Below are 24,062 nucleotides of genomic sequence, written 5' to 3'. Positions count from 1 at the left end.
GTCAATAGTGCGGATGCGGTGCGCAGCGAGCGTGCCATCGGGTATGGTCCTGTGGTCTCGCTTACTACCCCTGGGTAACGAGGCGGCGGTCACACACGTTGGGTTGGGGCAAGGAGGAGGCGTGCGACATGATCCGCCGCGACGTCGCAAGGCGCGCGGTTACGCCGTAAGGGGGCTCCGGTGACGACGACGCAGCCACGGCTACACGATTATGTTCGCGACCAACTCGGTCCACCGCTGGTGCTCGTCGGCGGCTTCTTCCGGATGTGCACGCTCACCGGAAAGGCGTTGTTCCGCGTGCCATTTCAATGGCGCGAGTTCATCCTGCAGTGCTGGTTCATCATGCGGGTTGCGCTGTTGCCGACCATGGCGGTCTCGATCCCGGTAACAGCGCTTTTCATCTTCACCTTCAACATCCTGCTGATACAGGTTGGCGCCGCCGATATCTCCGGCGCCGGCGCCGGGATCGCCGTGATCACGCAGATCGGCCCGATCAACACAGTGCTGGTGGTCGCCGGGGCGGTGTCCACCGCGATCTGTGCCGACCTGGGTGCGCGCACTATCCGGGAAGAGATCGACGCGATGGAGGTGCTGGGCATCGACCCCATCCATCGGTTGGTGGTTCCCCGCGTCCTGGCCTGCGCATTGGCCTCGATGTTGCTCAACGCGCTGGTGTGCATGGTCGGCCTGGTCGGTGGCTTCCTATTCGGCGTCTACCTGCAAAACATTTCAGCCGGCGCCTACTTGTCCTCGCTGACCCTGGTCACCGGGTTGCCCGAGGTGGTCATCGCGACGGTCAAGGCTCTGACGTTCGGACTCATTGCCGGCCTGGTCGGTTGCTACCGCGGGCTTACGGTGCGCGGCGGTTCCAAAGGTCTTGGCACCGCGGTCAACGAGACCGTGGTGCTTTGTGTGGTCGCGCTGTTCGCGGTCAACGTGGTGCTGACCACCATCGGTGTGCGATTCGGAACGGGGGCCCTGGGATGAGCATGGCCCAAGTACTGCGGACCCGTTTCCCGCGGGCATCCGCGAACCTTCGCCGCTACGGCGGCAGTGTCGCCCGACCGCTCGACGAAGCCGGCAGGCTGGGCTGGTTCGCGGTCATCGGCGGGCGTGACATGGCATGGGCCGTCACGCGTTATCGCAAGGAAATCCTGCGGCTCATCGCCGAGATCGGCATGGGCACTGGGGCGATGGCCGTCGTCGGCGGGACCGCGGTCATCATCGCGTTCGTGTCGCTGTCCGCCGGTTCGCTGGTTGCGATTCAAGGCCTCGCCTCGCTGGGCCACATCGGACTTCAGACCCTGCTAGGGTTCCTCGCCGCATTCATCAACGTGCGTCTTGTCGCCCCTATCGTCACCGGTATCGCTCTAGCGGCCACGGTCGGTGCCGGCGCGACCGCCGAACTCGGCGCCATGCGAATCAGCGAAGAGATCGACGCGCTGGAGGTCATGGGCATCAAGTCGATGGCGTACCTGGTGTCCACCCGGGCGCTGGCGGGACTGGTGGTGATCATCCCGCTCTACTCGGTGGGCCTGATCCTGTCGTTCCTATCTCCGCAGGCGCTGACGACCGTGTTGTACGGACAGTCGTCTGGCACCTACGAGCACTATTTCCGAACGTTTTTGCGCCCCAACGACGTGTTTTGGTCATTCGTGGAGGTCATCATCATCGCGGGGGTCGTGATGCTCACCCATTGCTATTACGGATACAACGCCAGTGGCGGTCCGGTCGGGGTCGGTGAGGCGGTCGGCCGCTCGATGCGCTTCTCGCTGGTCTCGACGCCCGTCGTCATGCTGTTGGCCGAAATGGCGCTTTACGGCGTCGACCCGAACTTCGCATTCACGGTGTGAGGCAACGGGATACGCCATGACAACTCCGCAAGGCAAAGTAAACAAACCACCGGCGCAGCCATACAGGGTGGCCGGTGTGGTGGTTGCGTTGGTCAGTGCGCTGGTGCTGTGGCTGGTGTATATGCAGTACAAAGGGAACTTCACACCGAAGACACAGCTGACGATGCTGTCGGCTCGAGCGGGTTTGGTGATGGATCCCGGTGCGAAGGTCACCTACAACGGCGTGCAGATAGGCCGGGTGGCCAGCATCTCGGAGGTCCAACTAGACGGCAGACCAGCGGCCAAGTTCACCTTGGACGTCTACCCCCGCTACCTTAGGCTTATTCCGGCCAACGTGGACGCCAACATCAAAGCGACCACAGTGTTCGGCCAAAAGTATGTGTCGCTCACGTCGCCGAAAAACCCTGCACCACAACGGATCACACCAAGTCGTGTGATCGACGCAAGGTCGGTGACCACCGAGTTCAACACGTTGTTCCAGACGATCATGTCGATCTCGGAGAAGGTCGATCCGGTCAAGGTGAACCTGACCCTCTCCGCGGCCGCGGAAGCGTTGAACGGGTTGGGCGACAAGTTCGGTCAGTCGATCGTCAACGGCAACGCCATCCTCGACGACGTCAACCCGCGCATGCCAACCATCCGCCACGACATTCAACAGCTGGCCACGCTCGGTGACACCTACGCCAACGCGGCGCCGGACCTGTTCGACTTCCTCAACAACGCTGTCGTCACCGCGCGCACGCTGCACCAGCATGAGAAGGACTTGGATGAGGCGTTGCTGGCGGCGACGGGATTCGGCAACACCGGCGCCGACATCGTCAACCGCGGCGGGCCGTACCTGGCGCGGGGCGCGGCCGATCTGGTGCCCAGCGCGCAGCTGCTCAAAACCTATGCTCCGGAGATCTTCTGTGCCGTCCGCAACATCAGCGAGGCGGAACCCAAGGTCGCTGCGTTCACCGGTGGCTTCGGCGGCTACGAGCTGCGAACCAATGTCGCACTGCTTTCCGGATTGGGAATGCTGGCGTCTCTGCCCGGGGCAGGCATCACGGCGGCCACCATGGGCCTGGCAGGGTTGGCCGGGCTCGTCGGCGGGTCGCCGAATCCCTACATCTACCCGGAGAACCTGCCGCGGATCAACGCTCGCGGTGGGCCGGGCGGGGCACCCGGCTGCTGGCAGAAGATCACCCGTGAGCTGTGGCCGGCGCCGTACCTGGTCGTTGATACCGGCGTCAGCCTGGCGCCGTACAACCACGTGGACGTCGGCTCGCCGTACGCAATCGAGTACGTATGGGGCCGCCAAGTAGGGGACAACACGATCAACCCATGAGTATCAGAGGCACTGTCATCAAGCTCGGCATCATCGGAACGGTGTTGCTGGCGTTCACGGCGCTCCTCGTTGTGGTGTTCGGGCAGATTCGCTTCGACCGGACCTACAGCTACTCCGCGGAATTCAGCAATGCCAGCGGATTACGCAACGGGCAATTCGTCCGCGCCTCCGGTGTGGAGATCGGCAAGGTCAAAAAGATCAAGCTTGTCGACAACGGCCACAAGGTGCATGTGGACTTCGACGTCGACCGCAAAGTGCCGCTGTACCAGTCCACGACCGCGCAGATCCGCTACCTGAACCTGATCGGTGACCGCTACATGGAGCTCAAGCGCGGGGAGGGCGAAGGCTCCGACAAGGTGCTGCCGCCCGGAGGATTCATTCCGCTGTCGCGCACCCAGCCGGCGCTGGACCTCGACGCGTTGATCGGTGGTTTCAAGCCGCTGTTTCGGGCGCTGGACCCGGACAAGGTCAACAACATCGCCTCGTCCATCATCACGGTCTTCCAGGGCCAAGGCGGCACCATCAACGACATCCTCGACCAGACAGCACAATTGACGTCCCACATCGCCGAGCGCGACCAGGCAATCGGCGAGGTGATCAAGAACCTCAACACCGTGCTGGACACCACCGTCAGGCACCGCAAGCAGTTCGATGAGACCGTCGACAACTTCGAGAAATTGATCAGCGGGCTGGACAATCACGCCGACTCACTGGCCGCGGGCACCGCGCACATCAGTGACGCCGCGGGAACAGTGGCCGACCTACTGGCAGAGAATCGGTCCCTGTTGCACGACACGATCAACTACCTGGACCCGATCCAGCAGGCGATCATCGACCAGCGCGACCAGTACGACGATCTGCTGCGCCGCGCGCCGGTCGGCGTGAACACGGTAGGCCGCGCCGTCGGCAGCTACGGAGACTGGGTGAACTTCTACTTGTGCGATGTCACTTTGAAGACCAACGGGCTTCAGCCCGGTGGGCCGGTCCGCACGGTCAGAGTCTGGACGCAGCCGACTGGTAGGTGCACGCCGCAATGAGAACCCTCGAACCTGCTAACCGGCTTCGTATCGGCCTGATGGGCATTGTGGTCACGCTGCTCGTCGTCGGTGTCGGCCAAACCTTGACCAGTGTCCCGATGTTGTTCGCCAGCCCGATCTACTTCGCGCAGTTCCCGGATTCGGGCGGATTGAATAAGGGTGACAAGGTGCGCATCGCCGGCATGAACGTCGGCAAGGTCGAGGGAATCAAGATCGACGGCGACCACGTCGTGATGAGTTTCTCGACTGGCACCCAGACCATCGGCACCGAGAGCCGGCTGGCGATCAAGACCGATACCATCCTGGGCCGGAAAGTGCTTGAGATCGACCCGCGAGGCACCCAAAGGCTGCGTCCGAACGGCACGCTGCCGCTGGGCCAAAGCACCACCCCGTACCAGATTTACGACGCGTTCTTCGACGTCACCAAGGCCGCCTCGGGCTGGGACATCGACACCGTCAAGCGGTCGTTGAACGTGCTGTCGGAAACCATCGACGAGACCTACCCGCACCTGAGCGCGGCTCTGGACGGGGTGGCCAAGTTCTCCGACACCATCGGCAAGCGCGATGAACAGGTCACTCACTTGCTCAAGCAGGCCAACCAGGTGGCTAGTGTGCTCGGCGAGCGCAGCGATCAAATCGACCGGCTGTTCGTGAACGGGAATACGCTGCTGGCCGCCTTCAACCAACGAAGCCGGGCCATCGGCGCACTGCTAGGAAACGTGGCTGCCCTGTCGACGCAGTTGCAGGGCGTGATCAACGACAACCCCAACCTGAATCACGTACTGGAGCAGCTGCGCACCGTCAGTGACCTGTTGGTGGCGCGCAAGGACGACTTGGCTACCGCGGTAACCCTGCTCTCCAAGACCATCGCCGCCTTCAACGAAACTGTTGCGTCGGGACCGTATTTCAAGGTGTCGCTGGCTAACTTCTTGCTGACGCCGGGCTGGATCCTGCAGCCGTGGGTGGATGCCGCATTTAAGAAGCGCGGGATCGATCCGGAGGACTTCTGGCGCAGCGCGGGGCTGCCGGCGTTCCGGTTCCCCGACCCCAACGGCACCCGGTTCCCCAACGGTGCGCCGCCGCCGGCGCCGCCGGTATTGGAGGGCACGCCGGATCATCCGGGACCGGCAGTGGCTCCGGGCTCACCGTGTTCGTACGCGCCAACGCCGGATCTGCTGCCGCGGCCGTGGAACCCGATGCCGTGTGCGGGTGTCGACCAGAACCTGGGTCCGTTCGGGCCGAATGGGCCGTACCCGGCGCTGCCCGACGTGTTGTCGTCGCCGCCGAACCCCAACGGCTTGCCGCCGACACCGGGCATCTCGATCGGCGGGCGACCGGGCGAGGTCGCGCCGGACGTTCCGGGCACACCGGTGCCGATCGCGCCGGGTCCGCCCGGGGGACGCAGCGAGCCACCAGGTCCTGTGGCGGGTCCGGCTCCGGCCAATCCCGCAGCGGCGCCTCCGCCGGCACCTCTGCCTCCCGGACCGCCCGCGCCGCCGGGGCCCGGGAACCAGTTGCCGGCGCCGTTCATCCCGCCCGGTCAAGGCGGAAACAGCCAGCCAGGCGGCGGGGGCGGAAGCTTGGGAGGTAGGGAAGGTTGAGCACCGTCTTCGATATCCGCAACCTACGGCTGCCCAAGCTGTCGCGGGCGGCGGTGATCATCGGATCACTGGTGATCGTGCTTGCCTTGGTCGCCGGCTATGTCGGGATTCAGCTCTTCAAAAAGCTGACCAACAACACCGTCGTCGCGTACTTCCCCGAGGCCAACGCGCTGTACAAGGGCGACGAGGTTCGGATCATGGGTGTGCCCGTGGGTTCGATCGACAAGATCGAGCCGGCCGGCGACAAGATGAAGGTGACCTTTCACTACGCGAACAAGTACAAGGTCCCGGCCAACGCCTCGGCGGAGATCCTCAACCCCACCCTCGTGGCGTCGCGCTACATCCAGTTGGATCCGCCCTACAAGGGCGGTCCGGTGCTGGGCGATAACGCGGTGATCCCTATCGAGCGCACTCAGGTGCCCACCGAATGGGACCAGCTGCGCAACACCGTTACCAACATCATCTCCAAACTCGGCCCCACCAAGGAGCAGCCCAAGGGGCCGTTCGGCGACATCATCGAATCGTTCGCCAATGGGCTCGCCGGCAAGGGCAAAAAGATCAACACCACGCTGGACGCCCTGTCGCGGTCACTCAACGCGCTCAACGAGGGCCGCGGCGACTTCTTCGCCGTGGTGCGCAGCTTGGCGCTGTTCGTCAACGCGCTGCATGAGGACGACCAGAAATTCGTCGCGCTCAACAAGAACCTGGCCCAGTTCACCAACAGCCTGGCCAGCTCGGACCGCGACTTGGCCAATGCCATCCAGCAGTTCGACAGTTTGCTCACGACGCTGCGGCCCTTCCTGGCCAAGAACCGCGATGTGCTGACGCACGACGTCAACAACCTCGCCACCGCAACCAACACGCTGCTGCAGCCCGATCCGCTGAACGGGTTGGAAACCGTGTTGCACGTCGCGCCGACCGCGCTGGCGAATCTCAACCAGATCTACCACCCGGCGATCGGTGCCGTCGTCAGCCAGCCGGTGTCGATCCTCGGCGGCATCGGCTTCGCGAGCCCGATGCAGTTGATCTGCAGCACGATTCAGGCCTTCAGTCGGGCGGGCTATCAGGAGTCTGCCGAACTGTGTGCGCAGTATCTGGCGCCGATTCTGGACGCGATCAAGTTCAACTACATCCCGTTCGGGTTGAACTTCTTCAGCACCGCTGCGACCCTGCCCAAGGAGGTGGCCTACTCCGAGCCACGGCTGCAGCCGCCACCGGGATACAAGGACACCACCGTGCCGGGGATCTGGGTGCCCGACACACCGACCTCGCACCGCAACACGCAGCCGGGCTGGATTGTTGCGCCCGGAATGCAAGGGACGAGGGTGGGCCCGATCACGGAAGGCTTGCTTACCCCGGAATCGTTGGCCGAACTGATGGGTGGCCCGAACATCGAGCCGGTCCAGTCGCAGTACCAAACCCCGCCGGGCCCGCCTAACGCGTACAACGAGGAGCCTGGTCCGCTGCCGTTCATCGGCGTACCCGGTAATCCGCAGCCGATACCGCCACCGCCGCCCGGACCAGAGGTGGTTCCCGGCCCGGTCGCGCCGACGCCGGCACCGGTCTCGGGTCCGGTCAGTCCGCAGGTGCCCGGCCCGGGCGGACCACCGCTGCCCGCTGAGGCAGCCTCTTCGATAGGAGGGGGCTCGTGAGCCGCGTGATGCACCTGGTCTGTGAAAGGGCCTGGCAGGGGCTGGTTCTGCTGGTCGCCGCGGTGATGGTGAGCTCGTGTGGCTGGCGCGGCATCGCGAATGTGGCGCTGCCCGGCGGCCCCGGCAGCGGAGCCGGCGCCTACACCCTCTACGTGCAGGTGCCGGACACGCTGGCAATCAACGGCAACAGCAAAGTGCTGGTGGCCGACGTGTTCGTCGGCAAGATTCGCGACATCCAGCTGAAGAACTGGGTGGCCACCCTGACGCTGGGGGTGGACGGCAACGTCAAGCTGCCGAAGAACGCCACCGCCAAGATCGGGCAGACCAGCTTGCTCGGTACTCAGCACATCGAGCTGGCCGCACCGCCCAACCCGTCGCCGCAACTGCTGAAGGACGGCGACACCATTCCGCTGAAGAACTCGTCAGCGTGGCCCAACATCGAGCGCACGTTGGCCAGCCTCGCAATGATTCTGCGCGGCGGCGGTATCTCGAATCTCGAGGTGATCCAAAACGAGGTCAACAACATCTTGAGCGGTCGCGGGCCGCAGATCCGCGCGTTCCTCGGCAAGCTGGACACCTTCACCCGCGAACTCAACCAGCAACGCGACGACATCACCCACGCCATCGACTCCACCGACCGGCTGCTGGCGTACGCGGGCACACGTGCGGACGTCCTGGATCGGGTGCTCACCGAATTCCCGCCACTGATCAAGCATTTCGCCGAAAAGCAGCAACTGCTGATCGACGCCACCAACGCGCTGGGCCGCCTCAGCTTGGCCGCCGACCAATACCTGTCGGAAACGCGGGGCCCGCTGCATCAGAACCTGCAGCTGCTGCAGTGTCCGTTGAAGGAGTTGGGCCGCGCCGCGCCGTATCTGCTCGGGACGCTGAAAATCCTCGCCACGATCCCGTTCGACATAGACACCGCTCCGAAGCTGATTCGAGGCGATTTCATGAACGCCTCGCTCAACCTCGACACGACGTTGTCGACGGTCGACAACGCCTTCCTCACCGGGACGGGGTTGTCCGGCGCGTTACGGGCGCTCGAGCAGTCGTATGGCCGTGACCCGGCGACGATGATTCCCGACGTCCGCTATACGCCGAACCCGAACGACGCCCCCGGCGGACCATTGGTGGAGAGGGCGACATGCTAACCAGGTTCATCAAACGCCAATTGGTGCTGTTCAGCATCATCACCGTGGTCGCGCTGGTGGTGCTGGGCTGGTACTACCTGCGTATCCCGACCTTGATGGGTATCGGCCAGTACCAGCTGAAGGCCGACCTGCCCGCGTCGGGTGGCTTGTATCCGACGGCCAACGTCACCTATCGCGGTATTACGATCGGCAAGGTCACCGATGTCGAGCCGACCGAGCACGGCGCGCAGGCGACGATGAGCATCGACAGCCGCTACAAGATCCCGGCCGATGCGACGGCGAACGTGCACTCGGTGTCGGCGGTCGGTGAGCAGTACCTGGACCTGGTGTCGCCGGGCAATCCGGGCAAGTTCTTCTCGCCCGGGCAGACCATCACGAAGGGCACAGTGCCCAGCGAGATCGGGCCGGCGCTGGACACCGCCTACCGCGGGTTGAAAGCGTTGCCGAAGGACAAGATCGGTCAGCTGCTCGACGAGACAGCGCAGTCGGTCGGCGGGTTGGGTCCGGCGCTGCAACGGCTGGTCGACTCGACTCAGGCGATCGTCGGTGACTTCCGGACGAATATCCGCGATGTCGACGACATCATTCAGAACTCCGCGCCGATCCTTGATAGCCAGGCCACGTCCAGTCCGCAGATCGAGCGTTGGGCGCACAACCTGAACGTGTTGGGCGCGCAGGCCGCCGAGAAGGACCAGAACCTCAGGGACCTGCTACCGAAGGCCGCGCCGACCGCCGACGATCTCAACTCGGTGTTCAGCGACGTCCGGGATTCGCTGCCGCAGACCCTGGCCAATCTCTCGGTCGTGATCGAGATGCTCAAGCGTTATCACGCCGGCGTCGAGCAGGTGCTGGTGCTGTTGCCGCAGGCCGGTTCGATCATCCAGACGATCTCGGCTCCGTATGAGCAAGAGCACAACGCGGTGCTGGACCTCGGTGTGGCGATCAACCAGCCGCCGCCATGTTTGACCGGGTGGCCTCCCGCGGCCGAGTGGCGGTCGCCAGCGGATGTGAGTTTGGCGCCCCTGCCGGAAGGCGCGTACTGCAAGATCCCCCAGGAGACGCCCGCCAACGTGGTGCGCGGAGCGCGCAACATTCCGTGTGTCGACGTTCCGGGTAAACGCGCCGCGTCGCCGAAGGAGTGCCGCAGCAACAAGCCCTACGAGCCCGCGGGTACCAACCCGTGGTACGGCGACCCGAACCAGATCCTCAACTGCCCGGCACCCGGTGCCCGCTGTGATCAGCCGGTGAATCCGGGCCAGGTGATACCGGCCCCGTCGATCAACAACGGCTTGAACCCGCTGCCCGCCAGTAAGCTGCCGCCGGGTGGGTTGACGCCGCCACCGATCAGCGACCCGCTGCAGCGGCCGGGGTCGGGTACGGTCCAGTGCAACGGGCAACAGCCCAACCCGTGCATATACACCCCGGCTGGACCCCCCACCGCGGTCTATAGTCCGCAGAGCGGTGAGGTGACGGGCCCCGACGGCGTTAAATACTCCGTCAACAACTCGAGCAACACAGGAGACGACGGATGGAAGGAGATGCTGGCGCCAGTCAGCTGAACCCCGCCGAAACAGACGATTCGTCGTCAGATCAGACCAGCACCGAGGTGAAGAGCGAAGATTCGGCTTCTGAGCTGACGGCCGAGGATTCGGCTTCGGAGGTGATGGCCGAGGATTCGCCAGAATCCGAGGGCGAAGCCGACCAGACAAGCTCCGCCGAGGGCGGAGCCGACGCGCAAGCCCAGGAGGAGCCGGCGGCCGAAGATGCTGCTGTTGACGAACGGGGCCCGTCGCGTTTGGGACGCAGGTGGTGGATTGGCATCGCTGCGTCGCTTCTTCTGCTGGCCGGCGGCATCGGGGCCGGTGGCTTCCTCGCGCTTCGGTTCAATCAAGAGAGCCAAGCCATCGCCCGCCACGAGGCCCAGGCCGTCGCGGCCGCAAAGGATTGCATAGCGGCGACCCAGGCGCCCGACGTCGAGGCGATGTCGGCCGGGGCGCAGAAGATCATCGACTGCAGCACGGGAGATTTCCGTTCCCAAGCGGTGCTGTACAGCAGCTTGTTCGTCCAGGCGTATCAGGTTGCCAACGTGCAGGTCCAGGTGTCCGATCTGCGTGGGGCGGTAGAACGGCGCAACCCGGACGGCTCCTTCGACGTGCTCGTGGCCCTGCGCGTCAAGATGTCCAACACCGAAACGCAGAACCGAGAAATCGGCTACCGACTGCGGGCGAAGATGGCACCCGACGAAGGGCAGTACCGGATTGCCAAGCTCGACCAGGTGGCCAAGTGACGGCAGTGGTCGACGAGACCGACACCGTGCCGGCAGTCGATACGGCGGCGCCGAATAGCTTGGCGCGCTGGCACATCCGTGCGGCCGCGTTCGTCGTCGACGTGTTGCCGAGCGTCGCCGTGGTGGCGACGGTGGTTTTAGCCTCACTAGCGGTACCGGTACGCAGCGCGTGGTGGTCACTGTGCATTGCGGTTGCGGCGACCGTGATACTGCTGACCCTGATCAATCGGACCGTGTGGCCGGCGAACCGCGGTTGGAGCCTGGGTCGTGCGCTAGTGGGAATCACCGTGGTACGCCGCGACGGGAGTTCCGCCGGAGTGGGGCGACTGCTGCTGCGAGACTTCGCCCACCTGTTGGACACGATTTCGGTGTTCGTGGGTTGGCTTTGGCCGCTGTGGGATTCGCGTCGACGTACATTTGCCGACCTGCTGCTGCGTACCGAGGTGCGCCGTGCCGAAGCGGATCAGCGGCCCACGGTCGCCCGCCGGATTGCCGCAATCGTCGTGGCGGCTGCGGCGGTGCTGTGTGCGGGCGGTGCGGTGTTGAGCTTCACGGTGGTCTTCATGAACGAGCGGGCGTGCGACCAGACGCGCGCTGCCATCCAGGCGCAGGGGCCGAAGATCGTCGCCGAGATGCTTACCTATGACCCGAAAACTCTGCAGCAGGATTTCGCGCGGGCGCGTTCACTGACCACGGACAAATACCGCGACCAGCTCGCCAAGCAGCAAGAGGTAGTGCAAAAGGGCCAGCCGGTGGTCAACGAGTACTGGGTGACCAACAGCGCGGTAAAGTCCGCGACACCGGATCGGGCGGAGATGCTGCTGTTCCTGCAAGGTCATCGCGGCGGCGAGCAACAGCAGCGGTTCATCACTGCCACCGTCCGAGTCGCGTTCGCCAAGAGCCACGACGCGCGCTGGCTCGTCGACGACCTGACCGTGGTGACCAAACCCAAGCCAGCCAAGGGGCAAAAGTGAGCCCGCGCCGCCGAGTTCAGCCCGGTGAAGAGCCACTGCTATCCCAAGGGATACCGAGGACATCGCTGTGGTCGCGGATGTCGTTGCGGCGGTTGAAGTTACCGCGCCAGTGGTGGAAACCGTCTAGGCAGTGGGTAATGCCGCTAGCGATGACGGTCGCCGTGTTGGTCGCGGCGGGCGCAATCACGGCGTCGTCGCTCATCCTGGTTACCCATCGCAAGCATCACGAGTTGGCGATGAAGGAAGTCGACGTGCTCGGCTTCGCCCGATCATTCATGACAACGTTCACGTCGCTGGACCCGTTTCACGCCAACGCCTACGTCGACAGGATATTGGCAAACGGTACCGGCGATTTCGCCAAGCAGTACCGAGACAAGGTGAACGAGGTCCTCCTCAACGTCGCGCAAGCTGAGCCCACCAAGGGCATCGCGCTGGATGCCGGGGTGGAACGGTGGAACGACGATGGCAGCGCAAGCGTGCTTGTGGCTACCGAAGTCACTTACAAGACTCCCGACGGGAAGCAAACAATCGAGAGCACAAATCGTTGGGTGTTAACCGCTCAGCGGGAAGGCGATCAGTGGAAGATCAGCAGCCTGCAGCAGGTGATCTGACCGAGGCCGAGCAGCCGCCGCGGAAGCGCCGCTGGTGGCCCAGCCGAGGACGCAACAAGTCCGCGGTTGCTTCGACCGAGGCTGTCGAGACGGATTCGGACGAGCCCGAGAAGGCCGACGAGCAACCCGAGGTGGAAGCGTCTGAATCGGCTGCCGACGATGCTGGTGAGAGCGCCACGGCAACAGCCGAATCCAACGAGTCTGACGAGGCCGCCGAGTCTGACGACGCCGCGGCCGAGGAAGCAGAGATCACGGAGACCGACCCGGCCAGGCGACCGGTCGGTCGGCGTCTCGCCATCGTGGTTGCCGCTGCGGCCGTATTGTTCGTGGCCTCTGCGGCGTTCGCCGGCGCGATGGTTCAGCCGTATGTGAAGGACCGCGCCACCGTGGACACCAAGCTGCGAGTCGCGAGCACTGCCGCCAATGCGATCACCACGTTATGGACCTACAACCCGGACAACATGGACAAGCTGGCCGACCGGGCGGCCCAGTACCTCAGCGGCGATTTCGAAGCGCAGTACCGCAAGTACATCGATGCGATTGTGGCGCCGAACAAGCAGGCCCAGATCACCAACACCACCGAAGTCACCGGGGCGGCGGTCGAGTCACTGCATGCCAACGATGCCACCGCGATCGTGTATACCAACACGACATCCACCAGTCCGTTGTCGAAAAACGTTCCTTCGCTGAGGTATTTGTCTTACCGGCTGACCATGAAACGTGATCACGCGCGCTGGCTGGTGACCAAGATGACGACCATCACCTCCTTGGATTTGACGCCACAGATATAGGGCAGCCCGCCGAAAGGTATTGGACCCCATGGCAGTTGCCTCGCCGGTGTCCGATCGACTCACGGTCGCCGCTTTGCTGCTACTGACATTCGCGACGGGTTTGGTGGACGCGATCAGCGTGCTGGTGCTCGGCCACGTCTTCGTCGCCAACATGACGGGCAACGTCATCTTCCTCGGGTTCTGGTTTGTGCCCGGCGCCGGAATCGACCTGACTGCCGCCGTCGTCGCGTTCCTGGGATTCCTGTGCGGCACGGTGATCGGCGGGCGGTTGACCCGGTTGCTTGGCGACGAGCCTCGACGGTGGCTCACCGTAGCGCTGGGCGTAGAGGTCGCGATGCTGGTGGCTCCGTCGATTCTGGCCGGTACGGGTGTGCTGGGCTATCACGACAACACAAAGCTCATCCTGATCGCGGGGCTGGCCATGACTTTCGGCGCGCAGAATGTCGCGGCACGCCAATTCGGGATCCAGGAACTCAGCACGACGGTGCTGACGTCGACGATCGTCGGCATCGGCTTCGACAGCAGGCTGGCCGGTGGCAGCGGCGAGCGGGAAAAGTTGCGCTACAGCGTGATTGCGGCGATGTGTGGCGGCGCCGTTGTCGGTGCGACGCTGTCCCGGATCACCGTCGCGCCGGTGATCGCGCTGGCCGCCGTGGTGATCGCGGTCAGCATGCTGATCTTCCGGTTCGGCAAGCCCCGGACACCGACCCACGCGTAGCCCGTTTTGCTGGGCCTGTGCGGCCGGATGGCAGTAGGCTCGTGTGCAGCCGATTGGCAGGGAGTGAGCACGTGCCAGTCCGTGAGTGGACGCATTGGGCGGTTGGCTATGGCGTGCTGCGCCCGGTGTGGAAACTGCAAGCCCGGCGGGGTGATCCCTTGGCGCGGCTGGTGAGAATCGATATCGATCCGGCCGCTGAACCGACCTTCAACGACACGATCGGATTGCACGGCCTCAAACGCCTACCGGTGTCGCTCGGCGCGGCCGTTGCGTCCTGACTGGCGCTCACGCGGCTAAGCGGTGACGCCCATCAGTCGGATGTTGCGGTGAAATAGGCAACTGCCCCCGACCGCAGCAGTCGGTTGACCCGCAACCCGGCGCCTGTGAGCCAGTCGCGCAGGTCCTCGGCGGTGCCGCCGGGGCCGAACACCGCGGCGCGGCGTAAGGCTCCAATCAAGTTGTCTTGGTGCCGCCCCACACCACGGACGACGGCGGAGCCCACCAGTCGGCCGCCGGGTGCCAGGCACCGCGAGATCTCCCGGACGGCTGCAGCAGGGTCGGGCAGACAATGCAGTCCGTTAAATGAAAGGCATAGGTCGAATTCGTTGTCGCCGAGCGGCATTCGCTCGATGTTGGCTTGGGCGAACTCGACATCGTCACGCCCCATCACGGATGCTCGCCGCCGGGCCCGCTCCAGCATGTCCGGTGAGATGTCCGCAGCCACGTAGCGCACCCGTTGCCCCTTCCGCAGGCCACGCAACGCGAGGCCACCGCCGCAGGGGATGTCCAGCACCGCTGAACCATCCGGCACCTCGCCCACCGCGCGGATGCTGTCGAACAGCAACCGGATGTCGGTGCCCCACAGTGCGAGACCCGCCGGTCTTGCAAGCCATTCCCGCTCAACGCCGAAGTCATAGACCGCCCCGCCGAGCTTCCCGAGGGTCCATCCACTCCATGCCGCGCGCGTATCAGCCATCCCCCCAACCATCGTGGACCACGGATTGGCCGTCAATGGGTTGCTTGTGAATCCCTGGCCCGAGATCGCGACCAGGGCTAGCTGCGCTTCGGCTGCACCTCTACGTAGATAGTCGGCACCGGCAGCCGCTTCGATGCGCCGTAATAGAGCCTGCGCCCAAGTCCGTAATTAGCGGCGATAGTGCGCTCTGCATAGTCTGTTTCGCGGGGGTCGAGGACGCGTGCGATGCCGACTGCCGGCGGACCAAGTGGCTTCCCACGCACATCACAAGGGGCGAGCCGCACCTCGGGATTGTTACGGATGCGTTTGACCTTGCCGGCGGCCTCTTCGGTGTCGAAATACACCCGATCCTGCTCGGCGCGGCCGAACCACACCGGTGATGGAACAGCCCGCCCGTCTTTGCGGTAGGTGAGCAGCAGGGCATACTTCTGCCCGGCGAGCGAAGCGAAGCCAGTGGTCGGTTCGGCGTCTGCCACCGACCAGGCAGCCTTGTGCCGCATCCGCTCGTAGAAGAAGTCGGTAACTTTGGTGACAGCCGACTTGGAGGAAGTTGCCATGTACCGAGTCTATGAGGGCTCCTTCGCATGATCGACATGCGCAGCGACACCGTCACCCGGCCCAGCCCGGCCATGCTCGAGGCGATGGCCCGCGCTGAGACCGGCGACGACGTGTGGGGCGACGACCCAACCGTGCTGCGGCTGCAGGCCCGACTGGCTGAGGAGGCGGGCAAGGAAGCCGGGCTGTTCTTTCCGAGCGGCACGCAAAGCAACCTCGCCGCGGTGATGGCGCATTGCGGACGCGGCGACGAATACATCGTCGGCCAGGCTGCCCACTCGTACAGATATGAGGGCGGCGGCGCGGCGGTGCTTGCCAGCGTCCAGCCGCAACCCCTGGACAACGCCGAGGACGGCACGATTCCGCTCGAGCGCGTCGCGGCGGTCATCAAACCGCTCGACGACCACTTTGCGCGCACCCGCCTGCTGGCGCTTGAAAACACCATCGGGGGAAAGGTTCTGCCGGCGGATTACGTCGCCGAGGCCACCCAGTTCGCGCACAGCCGCGGGCTGACGACTCACCTGGACGGCGCACGCCTTTTCAATGCGGCGGTCGCATCGAACAAGCCTCTGGCGGCGCTGACCGAGGGCTTCGATACGGTGTCGATCTGTTTTTCGAAGAGTCTAGGTGCGCCGGTGGGTTCGGTGCTGGTAGGCAGCAGGGCGCTGATCGACGTGGCGCACCGGTGGCGCAAGGTGCTCGGCGGCGGCATGCGCCAGTCGGGAGTGCTTGCGGCCGCGTGTCTTTACGCCCTCGATCACAACGTGGCGCGGCTGGCCGACGACCACGCGAACGCCGCGCGCCTTGCCAAGGGGCTGGCGCAGATCGACGAAGTAGGCGCGGTATCGCACGCCACCAACATGGTTTTCGCGCAGTTCCCGGAGGCGGAATGCGCGGCCCTGGAGGCGTGGCTCAAGAAGCGGGGCATTCTGACGCAGATGCTTTACTCATCGCGGTTCGTGACGCATCTCGACGTGAACACGGACGATGTCGACACGTTTGTTGCGGCAGTACGGGAGTACTTCACGCGTTGAGCTTTTGAGCCGATAACTTGGCCGAATATTTTGGCCCTCAACGACGCGGCGAGCACCTGGCTCAACAACCACCTAAACACGAGGACATAAGGCTGTCTGTATGAGCGAAACCAGCATTGTTCGGTCGGCGTCGTCGGCGGATGCGGCGGCTTGCGTCGCGATCTATCGTCCCTATGTCGAGGACACGGCAATCACCTTCGAGACCGAAGTCCCGACGACCGAGCAGATGGCGTCGCGCATCGCCGCGGCTCGCGAGAGCCACGACTGGCTTGTCCTCGAACTGGACCAGGAGATCGTCGGCTACGCCTACGCGCACGCGTTCAACCCGCGCGCCGCATACCAATGGTCGGTGGAGACGAGTATTTATGTCGTAGCCCACCATTACCGCTTTGGCGGCGGCCGCAAACTCTATGCACACCTTCTGCAGCGGCTCAGCGAGCGCGGCTATCGCCGAGCCTTCGCGGGAATCACCCAACCCAACGAAGCCAGCAACGCCTTTCATCGATCTTTCGGATTCGAGCAGGCCGGTCTCTACCGTCGCGTCGGATGGAAGCACGGGCACTGGCACGATGTCGCATGGATGCAGCTGGATCTACTCGGCGCCGCTGAAGACGACGGCCCGCCGGCCCCGATCACCTAACCCGTCTGCTCGGCAAGGAAATTAGTTGAATGCCAACCAGCTTGGCAATGCCCGCTCGTGCGAGTCGCAGAGCACTTGGCGGGTGTCGCAGGAGCCCTTCGGCACCCCGGCGCCGGCCCACATGCCGCCGGTGTCGCGTCGCAGCACAATCGCCGACGACCCGCCGCCGTCGAGCAAAATTGCGGTGTCGCTGCCCAATCCGCGGAACAGATCCTGGATATTGTCCGGTGTGTAGCTGCCGCCCTGGAACACGTACATCTCGTCCCGGGTCTTCGAATAGGCGAGCGCAGTCCGCGCCGCACTGGGCCCGCCGTCGTTGAGTTGGCCGGTACTCCCGGGGGACAACAACCCCAACCCGCTCACCGCAACAAACTGCTCGCCCTTGTCCACCAAACCCGTAACGACCTGTGTGGCGGCATCGTAGTCGTTGCCGTCACGTCCGCCGTTGGGCCACAACACATACGGCGCTCCGTGGGTCGGGAGGATCATCGTCGCCAATGCACTCCAGTGTTCGCTGCCGCCGGACAAGCCTTGCTTGCCGGCGTAGGGGATGGTGCCGGTGACAGCCTGGTTCGCCCGGCCCTGTCCGCGGGTGTTGTCGACGTAGGCGCCCAGCGGTGAGCTGCAGCCCGTCGACCGCCACGAGCCGCCTTTCTGTCCGCGGACATCGAAGAAGTTGGCGTTGATGGCGATGGTCGGCTGGCCCATCACCTGCCACGCTTGCACCGGGGCATAGGTTTCCGACGCCTGGAGGAGCCCGTCGCCGGTGCGCGCCCCCGGGTTGCGTTCACACCGGGCCTGGTAACCGCGGTGGCTGTCCACCAATAGGTGCGGGGAAAGCCGTTGCGAGGCAGCCTTGATGATCATCAGGTGGCCGCCGCTGGTCCCGTCGTACCAGCTGCCGCCCGCGTTGAGCATTGGCGCGGGGTGGCCGGCGCCGAAGTTGTACACCAGGTAGGAACCGCGGGTATTGGCAATGGCGTTGGCCAGCAGCTCGCGAGCCTCGGCGGCGCGCGCAACCGGCTGTCCGATGCCGGTCGCCAGCGCGACACACGACGCCAGCACGGCGCAGCAGGCTGTCACGCGCCGGAAGACGACAGCCAGAGTCGACACGGGTGACCTTTCGGCGCGGAAGTCGGTACAACAAGCACAACATTAGCCACGCCAATAACACAGTCAACTTACATAACAGTCGGGTGACGCTTTGGCTGCGGCGGAATTACGTTCAGCCGCTTCGATTTACGATTCTTCAGGCTCCGGCGTGGCCTTCTCCGGACCCGGCGCCGCCGGGATGCGGTGATACCCCCGGCGGTCGTAGATGCGAGTGACAATGCCGCCGAGCAGCAGCCCGATCACCAACCCGACGGCCGTCAATACCAGCGCGTGCGACAGCCCGGCATCGGCTCGCCCGTCGAGGTAAAGCAGGGCCCGCGCCCCCAGATAGACCTGGTGCATCGGTTCGAATTTGGCCAGCCAGCCGAACAGCGGCGGCGTCGCCTCCAAGGGAACCGTCGCGCCCGCCGACGGCAATCCGAGGATCACGAAGACGAACATGCTGACCACCAAGCCCAGTGTGCCCAGCACCGCGATCAGCGACGTCGACGTGACCCCCACCGCCGCAATGGCGAACACCCCGTAGAGCCAGATCGGCCAACTGCGATCGATGGGCATGCCGAGCCCGCTGGCTATCGCCATGTAGACCGCCGACGTCAACAGCGCCAGCAGTGCCATCAACGCCCATTTGATCAACAGTGTGCGAAACCGCGAGATTCTCACCTGTTCGGCGAACCGGTAGACCGGGCCGAATTCGGCCGGCACGTAACCGAGCATCGAGTCCACCAAAGTGCTGACGACGATGCTGCCGGTGAATCCCGCCAACAACAGCAGCAGCGCGTAGTAGAACGCGGACAGGCCGTTGCCGGTGCCGTTGGGCAAGGGTTTGTAGACCTCGCTCTTGACGTCGATGGGGCTGCCCAGTATCGCCGCTACAGCGGCGGCCATCGGTGCGCCCTGGCTTTGCATCGCCACCTCTTGGGAAAGCCGTTCGCCCAAGCGGTGATTCGCCACCGTCATCGCTTGGGACAGCGTGTGGCCGGCGATGCTGGACCCCAACCTGCCGGCCCGCGGATTCGTCGTGACGTGGACGACAGGTCGGTCGATGGGTCCCAAAGCCACTGCGCTGCGGGCGAAGTCCTGCAGCTTCGACGAGAACGTCGGAGGTATCACCACGGCCCCGTACACCTGCGCGGTGTCCAATTGCCGCATGGCGTCTTGGCGGGAGAGCGCGCGGACGTCGAACTTGTCCTTGTCCAAGCCGGATGTCACCCCGCTGACGAGTTGATCGCCCGTCGGCCCCGCATCTTCGTTGACCACCGCGATCGGAAAATGCCGCAGGTTAGTCGTCGGATTCAAGATGCCGCCGAGGTAGAAAGCGGCGAGCGCCGACAATACCGCCACTGTGATGACAATCGGTACCGCCCAGAAGCGCACGGTTCGGGTGGCTCTGACGCCGGCCTTGGGGTCGGGCGCTGCGTGTCGCGGTCGGGTATCAGACATACAGGCTCCTGTTCGTCGCGCTCACCCTAACCGCGAAAAAGTTAGGCGCGGCGCATCAGCGGGCACTCTGGTGTTGACGGCGCCGGCGGGCGCCTCCCGAACACAGGAGAAGCAATGATCGGAACCATTTTCAGCGCCCTGATCGCCGGGCTGATCGTCGGAGCGCTTGCCCGACTGGTGATGCCGGGCAAGCAGAACATCGGCATCATCATGACGATCGTGCTGGGCGCGCTCGGTTCATTTCTCGGGTCGTGGTTGACGTACAGCGTGGGCTACAAGAACGCGAACGGCGGCTGGGCGGTAATCCCGTTCCTGGTGGGCATCATCGTCGCCGTCGTGCTGATCGCGATCTACCTGGGACTGACGGGACGACGAGGCCAGATCCATCGGTAGCGGCCTATCTGCCAAGTGCCGTGTGCATCTCCCAGACCAAAATCTCCGACGGCGCAGCGGCGGTGACGCGTTGGCCGTCCGACTCGGTGAAGCGCACGGCGTCTCCCTCGGCCAGGTCACCGGTGCCCTCGACGTTGACCTGGCCGCGCGCGGCGAAGAGGTGCAGATAGGGCGCCGCCGGTAATTCCACGGCCGCATCTGGCTCGAGCCGGGCGGCGTACAGCGCGGCGGAGCGGTTGTGGATGGCGATCGCGGCGTCCTGTCTGGGCCGCCCTGAGGCGATGGGCACGAGGCCACGCAGGTCGCCGATCTCGTGCTGCTGGTAACTCGGGTCGATGCCGGTCTCGTCGGGCGCCACCCACATCTGCACGAAATGCACCGGCTTCGTGGCAGAGTCGTTCTTTTCGGAGTGCATGATGCCGCTGCCGGCCGACATCCGTTGGGCCAGGCCGGGATAGATCACGCCGCTGTTGCCGGCTGAATCGCGGTGCGCCAGCGACCCGTCCAGCACCCAGGTCACGATCTCCATATCGCGGTGCGGGTGGGTGTCGAAACCCGAAGCAGGGGCGACGATGTCGTCGTTGTTGACCAGCAGCACGCCGTGATGGGTGTTGTCGGGGTCGTAGTGGTCGCCGAACGAGAACGAGTGCCTCGAGTTCAGCCACGACGTCGTGGTGACGGCCCGGTCTTGTGCACGTCGGACGTCGACGGTGGGAGCGCTGGACATGGTTGCCACTGTATGACGGGGGCGAGGCTTCAGGTGAGCTCCTCGGCCAGCTGCCGATATCTGTCGCGCATCTTGATGATCCGTCGGCGGCGAGGCGCGATCAGATAGTCGGGTGACCCGAGTCGCACGGTGTACGTGTCGTCGTCAAATCCGCCGGCTCGCAGCATGGTGGCAGCACGCCGCGCGACACTGCTCTGTTCCAGCCCGAAATGGCTCATGAGATCCCTGACTTGTATACCGCCGGTCCCTTGCTCGAACAGGTCGTTGGCCTTGCCGACTATCCAGACCAGCGCTGCGGCAGCCGTTTCCGCGCGGCCCCTGCGACGGAAAAACTCCGGCTCCCTGACTGCGATACGGGCAAGTAGCCGTCGGCATGCGGTGCGGTATTCGACGTCGAGAATCTCTTCGCAGCAGCGGTCGGTGAGCGCGAGAACCTCCTCGCAACGTGCCGTCACGTCGTCGGAGATGCCCTCCCACCGGAACGGTTCGTCCGGTAATGGGGTGTCGTCGAGCTGATCCAACTGATCGTGGTCTCCGACGGTCAGCGCGAGCCAGGCAAGCAGCGACTCTTCGAAGCTCTCCTCGGCATCGAACGGCTCGTCCGCCATGTCCTCTGTATCGATGCCGAGCGCGGCGAGCAGCGCGGCGGGCCCCTGCGGTCGTGGTGAGCGGATCGTCTGCTGGTACCGCGGCTCCCAGTCGTCGATCGCGGCCAGGGTCTCGTCGGTCAGATCGGCTCGCAGTCCGATCTCCGCGTGAGCAAAGCGGATGAACGCCCGTAGCAAGTCGGGCGCCTTGGCCAGGTACTCGGGAGGCGCCACGATCTTCCGGGGTATCCAGTCATCGAGCAGGATCTCCACCCGGACCGCACTCCAGCGCAGCGGGTCGCCCGGGCCGTAGTCGGTGCCGTACCACAGCAGGGACTCAAGGAGGTCGCGGTGGTCGGGATCGTCGAGCTGGGCTCCGTACGGCGAGGCGAAAAAATGATCGGTTAGCTGGGCGAGCTCCGCGGAATCCCATTGTGGCCGTTGATATCCGGTTCCACCTTCGGGCAGGCCCCGGGTAATCCATTCGACCAGCGCGCGACACGCGGGCTACGTCTCGGTCTCCAGCGGTGGAAAGGTGATCGCGGCCAGTTCGATCGCCGTCTCGATCCAGGCTCGCGCGTCGGCCAGGCTGATGTCTTCCCACCGCGTGTCGGGGTCCTCGGTTACGCGCCTGAATTCGGCCACCATGTCTGCGACCGGCGCGGGTACGAAGAACGCGTCCTTCACCAGCGTGCCGAGGTTATGGTCGATGTAAACCAAGCAGGTGAGCTCGTGTCCGCCCGGCAGCCGCACCCCGAGCATGATGTTGTCGCCGTCGCCGAGGACATGACTCATCCGAACGGCCTGATAGGTTGATGTCTCCCGAAGCCGGGCAAGCCATGCCGGTTCGACCTTCAGGCGCGTGCCGAGCTCTCGTCGGATGCGGGCACGCAGCACGTCGTCGTCACCCGCCATCTCGGCGATCACCGCCAGCAGCGCCGACGTCTCCGGGATAACGACGTCGAGGAACGTCCGGATAAGTTTCTCGCGGGTAACTGCCCTCGGGTCCGGGGCCTCGTCCAGGGTGAACGGGTGATTGCGCCGGGTATCGGTCGCGCACAGCAGCGTGCTCACGTAGGTCAGGAAGCTCAGCGGGCTCGGATCGGCGAGGGCGCGTCGAACATCGGCAAGCAGATCTGGCTCGGTAGAGGTGCGCTGCCGAGCGCGGGTACCACGCCGGGCCGGGCTGTGCTTCTTCGGCTTGCCACGTCGATTCCTCTTCGACATGGCCGCCACCATACTGCGTGTCCTATGCGCGTGCGACGTACGGCGCGAGCTTGTCGCTGAGCGGCACAATACGCGGCCAGCGTGGCTGATCGAAGTAATGCGGCTTGCGCCGCCGCATTATTTTCTCGCCGTCGGCCTTCCAGTCGAAGTGCTTGCGCCCCAATAGTTTACGGAACACCTGGTTAGTTTGCTCGGGGGCGCGCGCGGCCATCCGCTCGAACAGCACCGGCGAGATGCTGGCGTCATCGAGGTAGTCGCGGAGTCGGCGGCGATAGTCCGGATGCTGAAGCAGGCTCGGGTCGGCGAACGCCTGCTCGATCGGCCCGAACTCGGCGTACAGGCCCAGACCCTCGACTTCGTCGTGGATCACCGCGACCGCATCCGAAGCGACCAGAGCACCAGGGTAATCCGGGCCGTGGAACGGCTGGTCCTTCGGTTGCCTACCGGAGCCGGCGATCTCGGCCATCGCCTGATCGCGACAGAATGCGTAGAAACTCCCCATTCGTTCGGTTAGCCGGGCTCCGGGAATGACGACAAAGTCGGCGCGGAAAAATCGGATGAACCGGTCGTGCTCGGCGTTCAGCAGCTGTTGTGCGCGAATAAGTTTGTCTCTATTACGGAACGCCCTCTCCGGGTGCCGCATCGTGAACTCGCATGCGACGCGAAGAATCGACGTGCGGTCACGTTTCGGGTAGCCCACGAAGTTGCCGCTGATCAACCATTCGTGCCCGACCGGCACGAACCGGCCGACTATGAAACCGCCGGCTTCCAGCGGCCGAAAAACGCTCGGCCCCATATTCGAGCGCACGCGGTACGTCAGCTCATCGATAAGGTTCTCCGTGACCAGCGTGTCGCCGTCGAGGGACTTGACTTCGAAGATGCCCTCAACAACGTTCCGCCAGCCCAGCAGCAGCTCGCGCTCGTCTTCGGGCAGATCAGGGCGGCTGGCTGCAAACCTCTCCACCACGGTCTTCCCGCTGCGCAACTCGTGCTGCAGCAAGAAGTAGTCGAGCGCCGTTATCAGTTCCGACTCGTCGCCGACGTATCGACCGGAAAAGTGGTTCCGCAGCACCTCGCGGCGGTCGCGGTCGAAGCGCGGCTGCCGGGAGAACTCGAGCAGTTCTCGCTTCAGCTCCGCGCTGCGCTCCACCAGGCTCGTGACCACTGCAACCACCGCTTCCTCGATGCATCGGTTCGGAGTCGCTCCTACGCTATGCGCGGGTAGTCAACGACCGTGTGCGCCACTCCGATTCGACATTGTCCGGTTTCGACTCAGTAACGGATCGGCTCCCGCGGGCCGTCAGCGACCTGGCACCCAATGAAGGTCAGTCCTTCTTAGCGCTCAGTGTTGTCTACGTGATA

25 protein-coding genes are annotated in these 24,062 nt (G+C 64.6%); 17 read left to right on the top strand and 8 right to left on the bottom strand.

The features are described 5' to 3' along the window. Window positions 1–180: 180 nt before the first annotated feature. The 14 genes from AWC14_RS20150 (at window position 181) to AWC14_RS28375 (ending at window position 14,283) form a co-directional block, all read left to right on the top strand. Window positions 181–987: an MlaE family ABC transporter permease gene (locus tag AWC14_RS20150; RefSeq protein ID WP_045375539.1), complete on the top strand. Its 807-nt coding sequence runs from the start codon at window positions 181–183 to the stop codon at window positions 985–987. Then, window positions 984–1,853: an ABC transporter permease gene (locus AWC14_RS20145; protein ID WP_045375540.1), complete on the top strand. Its 870-nt coding sequence runs from the start codon at window positions 984–986 to the stop codon at window positions 1,851–1,853. The genes AWC14_RS20150 and AWC14_RS20145 overlap by 4 nt, the downstream gene beginning before the upstream one ends. A gap of 16 nt (window positions 1,854–1,869) precedes the next feature. Continuing rightward, the gene (locus AWC14_RS20140; RefSeq protein WP_045375541.1) at window positions 1,870–3,180 is read left to right on the top strand and encodes an MCE family protein; all 1,311 of its coding nucleotides are present in this window, start codon (window positions 1,870–1,872) and stop codon (window positions 3,178–3,180) included. Continuing rightward, window positions 3,177–4,217, top strand: a complete 1,041-nt coding sequence (locus AWC14_RS20135) for a virulence factor Mce family protein (protein WP_045375543.1) — start codon at window positions 3,177–3,179, stop codon at window positions 4,215–4,217. Before AWC14_RS20140 ends, AWC14_RS20135 begins: the two co-directional genes overlap by 4 nt. Further along, window positions 4,214–5,818 (top strand): virulence factor Mce family protein, encoded by a 1,605-nt coding sequence (locus tag AWC14_RS20130; RefSeq protein WP_045375546.1) that lies wholly within the window; start codon window positions 4,214–4,216, stop codon window positions 5,816–5,818. Before AWC14_RS20135 ends, AWC14_RS20130 begins: the two co-directional genes overlap by 4 nt. Continuing rightward, window positions 5,815–7,470 (top strand): virulence factor Mce family protein, encoded by a 1,656-nt coding sequence (locus AWC14_RS20125; RefSeq protein WP_085241413.1) that lies wholly within the window; start codon window positions 5,815–5,817, stop codon window positions 7,468–7,470. Before AWC14_RS20130 ends, AWC14_RS20125 begins: the two co-directional genes overlap by 4 nt. A gap of 8 nt (window positions 7,471–7,478) precedes the next feature. After that, window positions 7,479–8,624, top strand: coding sequence for a virulence factor Mce family protein (locus AWC14_RS20120; RefSeq protein ID WP_085241415.1), 1,146 nt, complete (start codon window positions 7,479–7,481; stop codon window positions 8,622–8,624). Beyond that, window positions 8,618–10,183, top strand: a complete 1,566-nt coding sequence (locus AWC14_RS20115) for a virulence factor Mce family protein (RefSeq protein WP_045375550.1) — start codon at window positions 8,618–8,620, stop codon at window positions 10,181–10,183. The genes AWC14_RS20120 and AWC14_RS20115 overlap by 7 nt, the downstream gene beginning before the upstream one ends. Continuing rightward, entirely contained in the window at window positions 10,153–10,911 is a 759-nt protein-coding gene (locus AWC14_RS20110; RefSeq protein ID WP_045375552.1) for a hypothetical protein, read from the top strand. Before AWC14_RS20115 ends, AWC14_RS20110 begins: the two co-directional genes overlap by 31 nt. After that, window positions 10,908–11,885: an RDD family protein gene (locus AWC14_RS20105; RefSeq protein WP_045375554.1), complete on the top strand. Its 978-nt coding sequence runs from the start codon at window positions 10,908–10,910 to the stop codon at window positions 11,883–11,885. The genes AWC14_RS20110 and AWC14_RS20105 overlap by 4 nt, the downstream gene beginning before the upstream one ends. After that, complete coding sequence (locus tag AWC14_RS20100) at window positions 11,882–12,496, top strand: mammalian cell entry protein (RefSeq protein ID WP_081968027.1); 615 nt, start codon at window positions 11,882–11,884, stop codon at window positions 12,494–12,496. Before AWC14_RS20105 ends, AWC14_RS20100 begins: the two co-directional genes overlap by 4 nt. Continuing rightward, the gene (locus AWC14_RS20095; protein ID WP_057003095.1) at window positions 12,463–13,287 is read left to right on the top strand and encodes a hypothetical protein; all 825 of its coding nucleotides are present in this window, start codon (window positions 12,463–12,465) and stop codon (window positions 13,285–13,287) included. The genes AWC14_RS20100 and AWC14_RS20095 overlap by 34 nt, the downstream gene beginning before the upstream one ends. Before the next feature lie 28 nt (window positions 13,288–13,315). Then, the gene (locus AWC14_RS20090; RefSeq protein WP_045375558.1) at window positions 13,316–14,005 is read left to right on the top strand and encodes a YoaK family protein; all 690 of its coding nucleotides are present in this window, start codon (window positions 13,316–13,318) and stop codon (window positions 14,003–14,005) included. A 71-nt stretch (window positions 14,006–14,076) separates the two neighbouring features. Beyond that, window positions 14,077–14,283 carry a hypothetical protein gene (locus AWC14_RS28375; RefSeq protein ID WP_142281772.1) on the top strand — a complete coding sequence of 69 codons (207 nt, stop codon included), beginning with the start codon at window positions 14,077–14,079 and terminating at the stop codon, window positions 14,281–14,283. A gap of 32 nt (window positions 14,284–14,315) precedes the next feature. On the opposite strand, the gene AWC14_RS20085 is transcribed toward AWC14_RS28375, so the two are convergent. Next, a complete protein-coding gene (locus AWC14_RS20085) occupies window positions 14,316–14,981 on the bottom strand; it encodes a class I SAM-dependent methyltransferase (protein ID WP_045375560.1) in 666 nt (221 codons plus the stop codon). A 77-nt stretch (window positions 14,982–15,058) separates the two neighbouring features. Continuing rightward, complete coding sequence (locus AWC14_RS20080; protein WP_052425515.1) at window positions 15,059–15,538, bottom strand: PPOX class F420-dependent oxidoreductase; 480 nt, start codon at window positions 15,536–15,538, stop codon at window positions 15,059–15,061. A 27-nt stretch (window positions 15,539–15,565) separates the two neighbouring features. Here AWC14_RS20080 and ltaE point away from each other — a divergent pair, with 27 nt between their 5' ends. Both ltaE and AWC14_RS20070 read left to right on the top strand, forming a co-directional pair. Then, on the top strand, window positions 15,566–16,570 hold the full coding sequence (ltaE, locus tag AWC14_RS20075; protein WP_045375562.1) for a low-specificity L-threonine aldolase: 1,005 nt from the start codon (window positions 15,566–15,568) through the stop codon (window positions 16,568–16,570). A gap of 100 nt (window positions 16,571–16,670) precedes the next feature. Continuing rightward, complete coding sequence (locus tag AWC14_RS20070) at window positions 16,671–17,210, top strand: GNAT family N-acetyltransferase (protein ID WP_142281771.1); 540 nt, start codon at window positions 16,671–16,673, stop codon at window positions 17,208–17,210. Between the two features lie 21 nt (window positions 17,211–17,231). Here AWC14_RS20070 and AWC14_RS20065 read toward each other — a convergent pair whose 3' ends face one another. Further along, window positions 17,232–18,323 carry a phosphodiester glycosidase family protein gene (locus AWC14_RS20065; RefSeq protein ID WP_045375564.1) on the bottom strand — a complete coding sequence of 364 codons (1,092 nt, stop codon included), beginning with the start codon at window positions 18,321–18,323 and terminating at the stop codon, window positions 17,232–17,234. 126 nt (window positions 18,324–18,449) lie between these two features. Next, a complete protein-coding gene (locus AWC14_RS20060) occupies window positions 18,450–19,766 on the bottom strand; it encodes a YhgE/Pip domain-containing protein (protein ID WP_057003094.1) in 1,317 nt (438 codons plus the stop codon). A 114-nt stretch (window positions 19,767–19,880) separates the two neighbouring features. Between AWC14_RS20060 and AWC14_RS20055 the strand changes: the two genes are divergently transcribed. Then, window positions 19,881–20,159, top strand: a complete 279-nt coding sequence (locus tag AWC14_RS20055) for a GlsB/YeaQ/YmgE family stress response membrane protein (protein ID WP_045375566.1) — start codon at window positions 19,881–19,883, stop codon at window positions 20,157–20,159. Window positions 20,160–20,163: 4 nt separating this feature from the next. On the opposite strand, the gene AWC14_RS20050 is transcribed toward AWC14_RS20055, so the two are convergent. From AWC14_RS20050 to AWC14_RS20035, 4 genes are all read right to left on the bottom strand, one after another. After that, complete coding sequence (locus AWC14_RS20050) at window positions 20,164–20,886, bottom strand: pirin family protein (protein ID WP_045375568.1); 723 nt, start codon at window positions 20,884–20,886, stop codon at window positions 20,164–20,166. A gap of 29 nt (window positions 20,887–20,915) precedes the next feature. Then, the gene (locus AWC14_RS20045) at window positions 20,916–21,746 is read right to left on the bottom strand and encodes a DUF6398 domain-containing protein (RefSeq protein WP_052425516.1); all 831 of its coding nucleotides are present in this window, start codon (window positions 21,744–21,746) and stop codon (window positions 20,916–20,918) included. Window positions 21,747–21,980: 234 nt separating this feature from the next. Beyond that, window positions 21,981–22,700: a hypothetical protein gene (locus AWC14_RS20040; RefSeq protein WP_142281770.1), complete on the bottom strand. Its 720-nt coding sequence runs from the start codon at window positions 22,698–22,700 to the stop codon at window positions 21,981–21,983. A gap of 22 nt (window positions 22,701–22,722) precedes the next feature. Beyond that, window positions 22,723–23,865, bottom strand: coding sequence for a DUF7986 domain-containing protein (locus AWC14_RS20035; RefSeq protein WP_052425518.1), 1,143 nt, complete (start codon window positions 23,863–23,865; stop codon window positions 22,723–22,725). Window positions 23,866–24,062: the final 197 nt, after the last annotated feature.

Source organism: Mycobacterium kyorinense (assembly GCF_002101735.1).
Lineage (GTDB): Bacteria > Actinomycetota > Actinomycetes > Mycobacteriales > Mycobacteriaceae > Mycobacterium > Mycobacterium kyorinense.
This window is presented reverse-complemented; position numbering and strand designations above follow the sequence as displayed.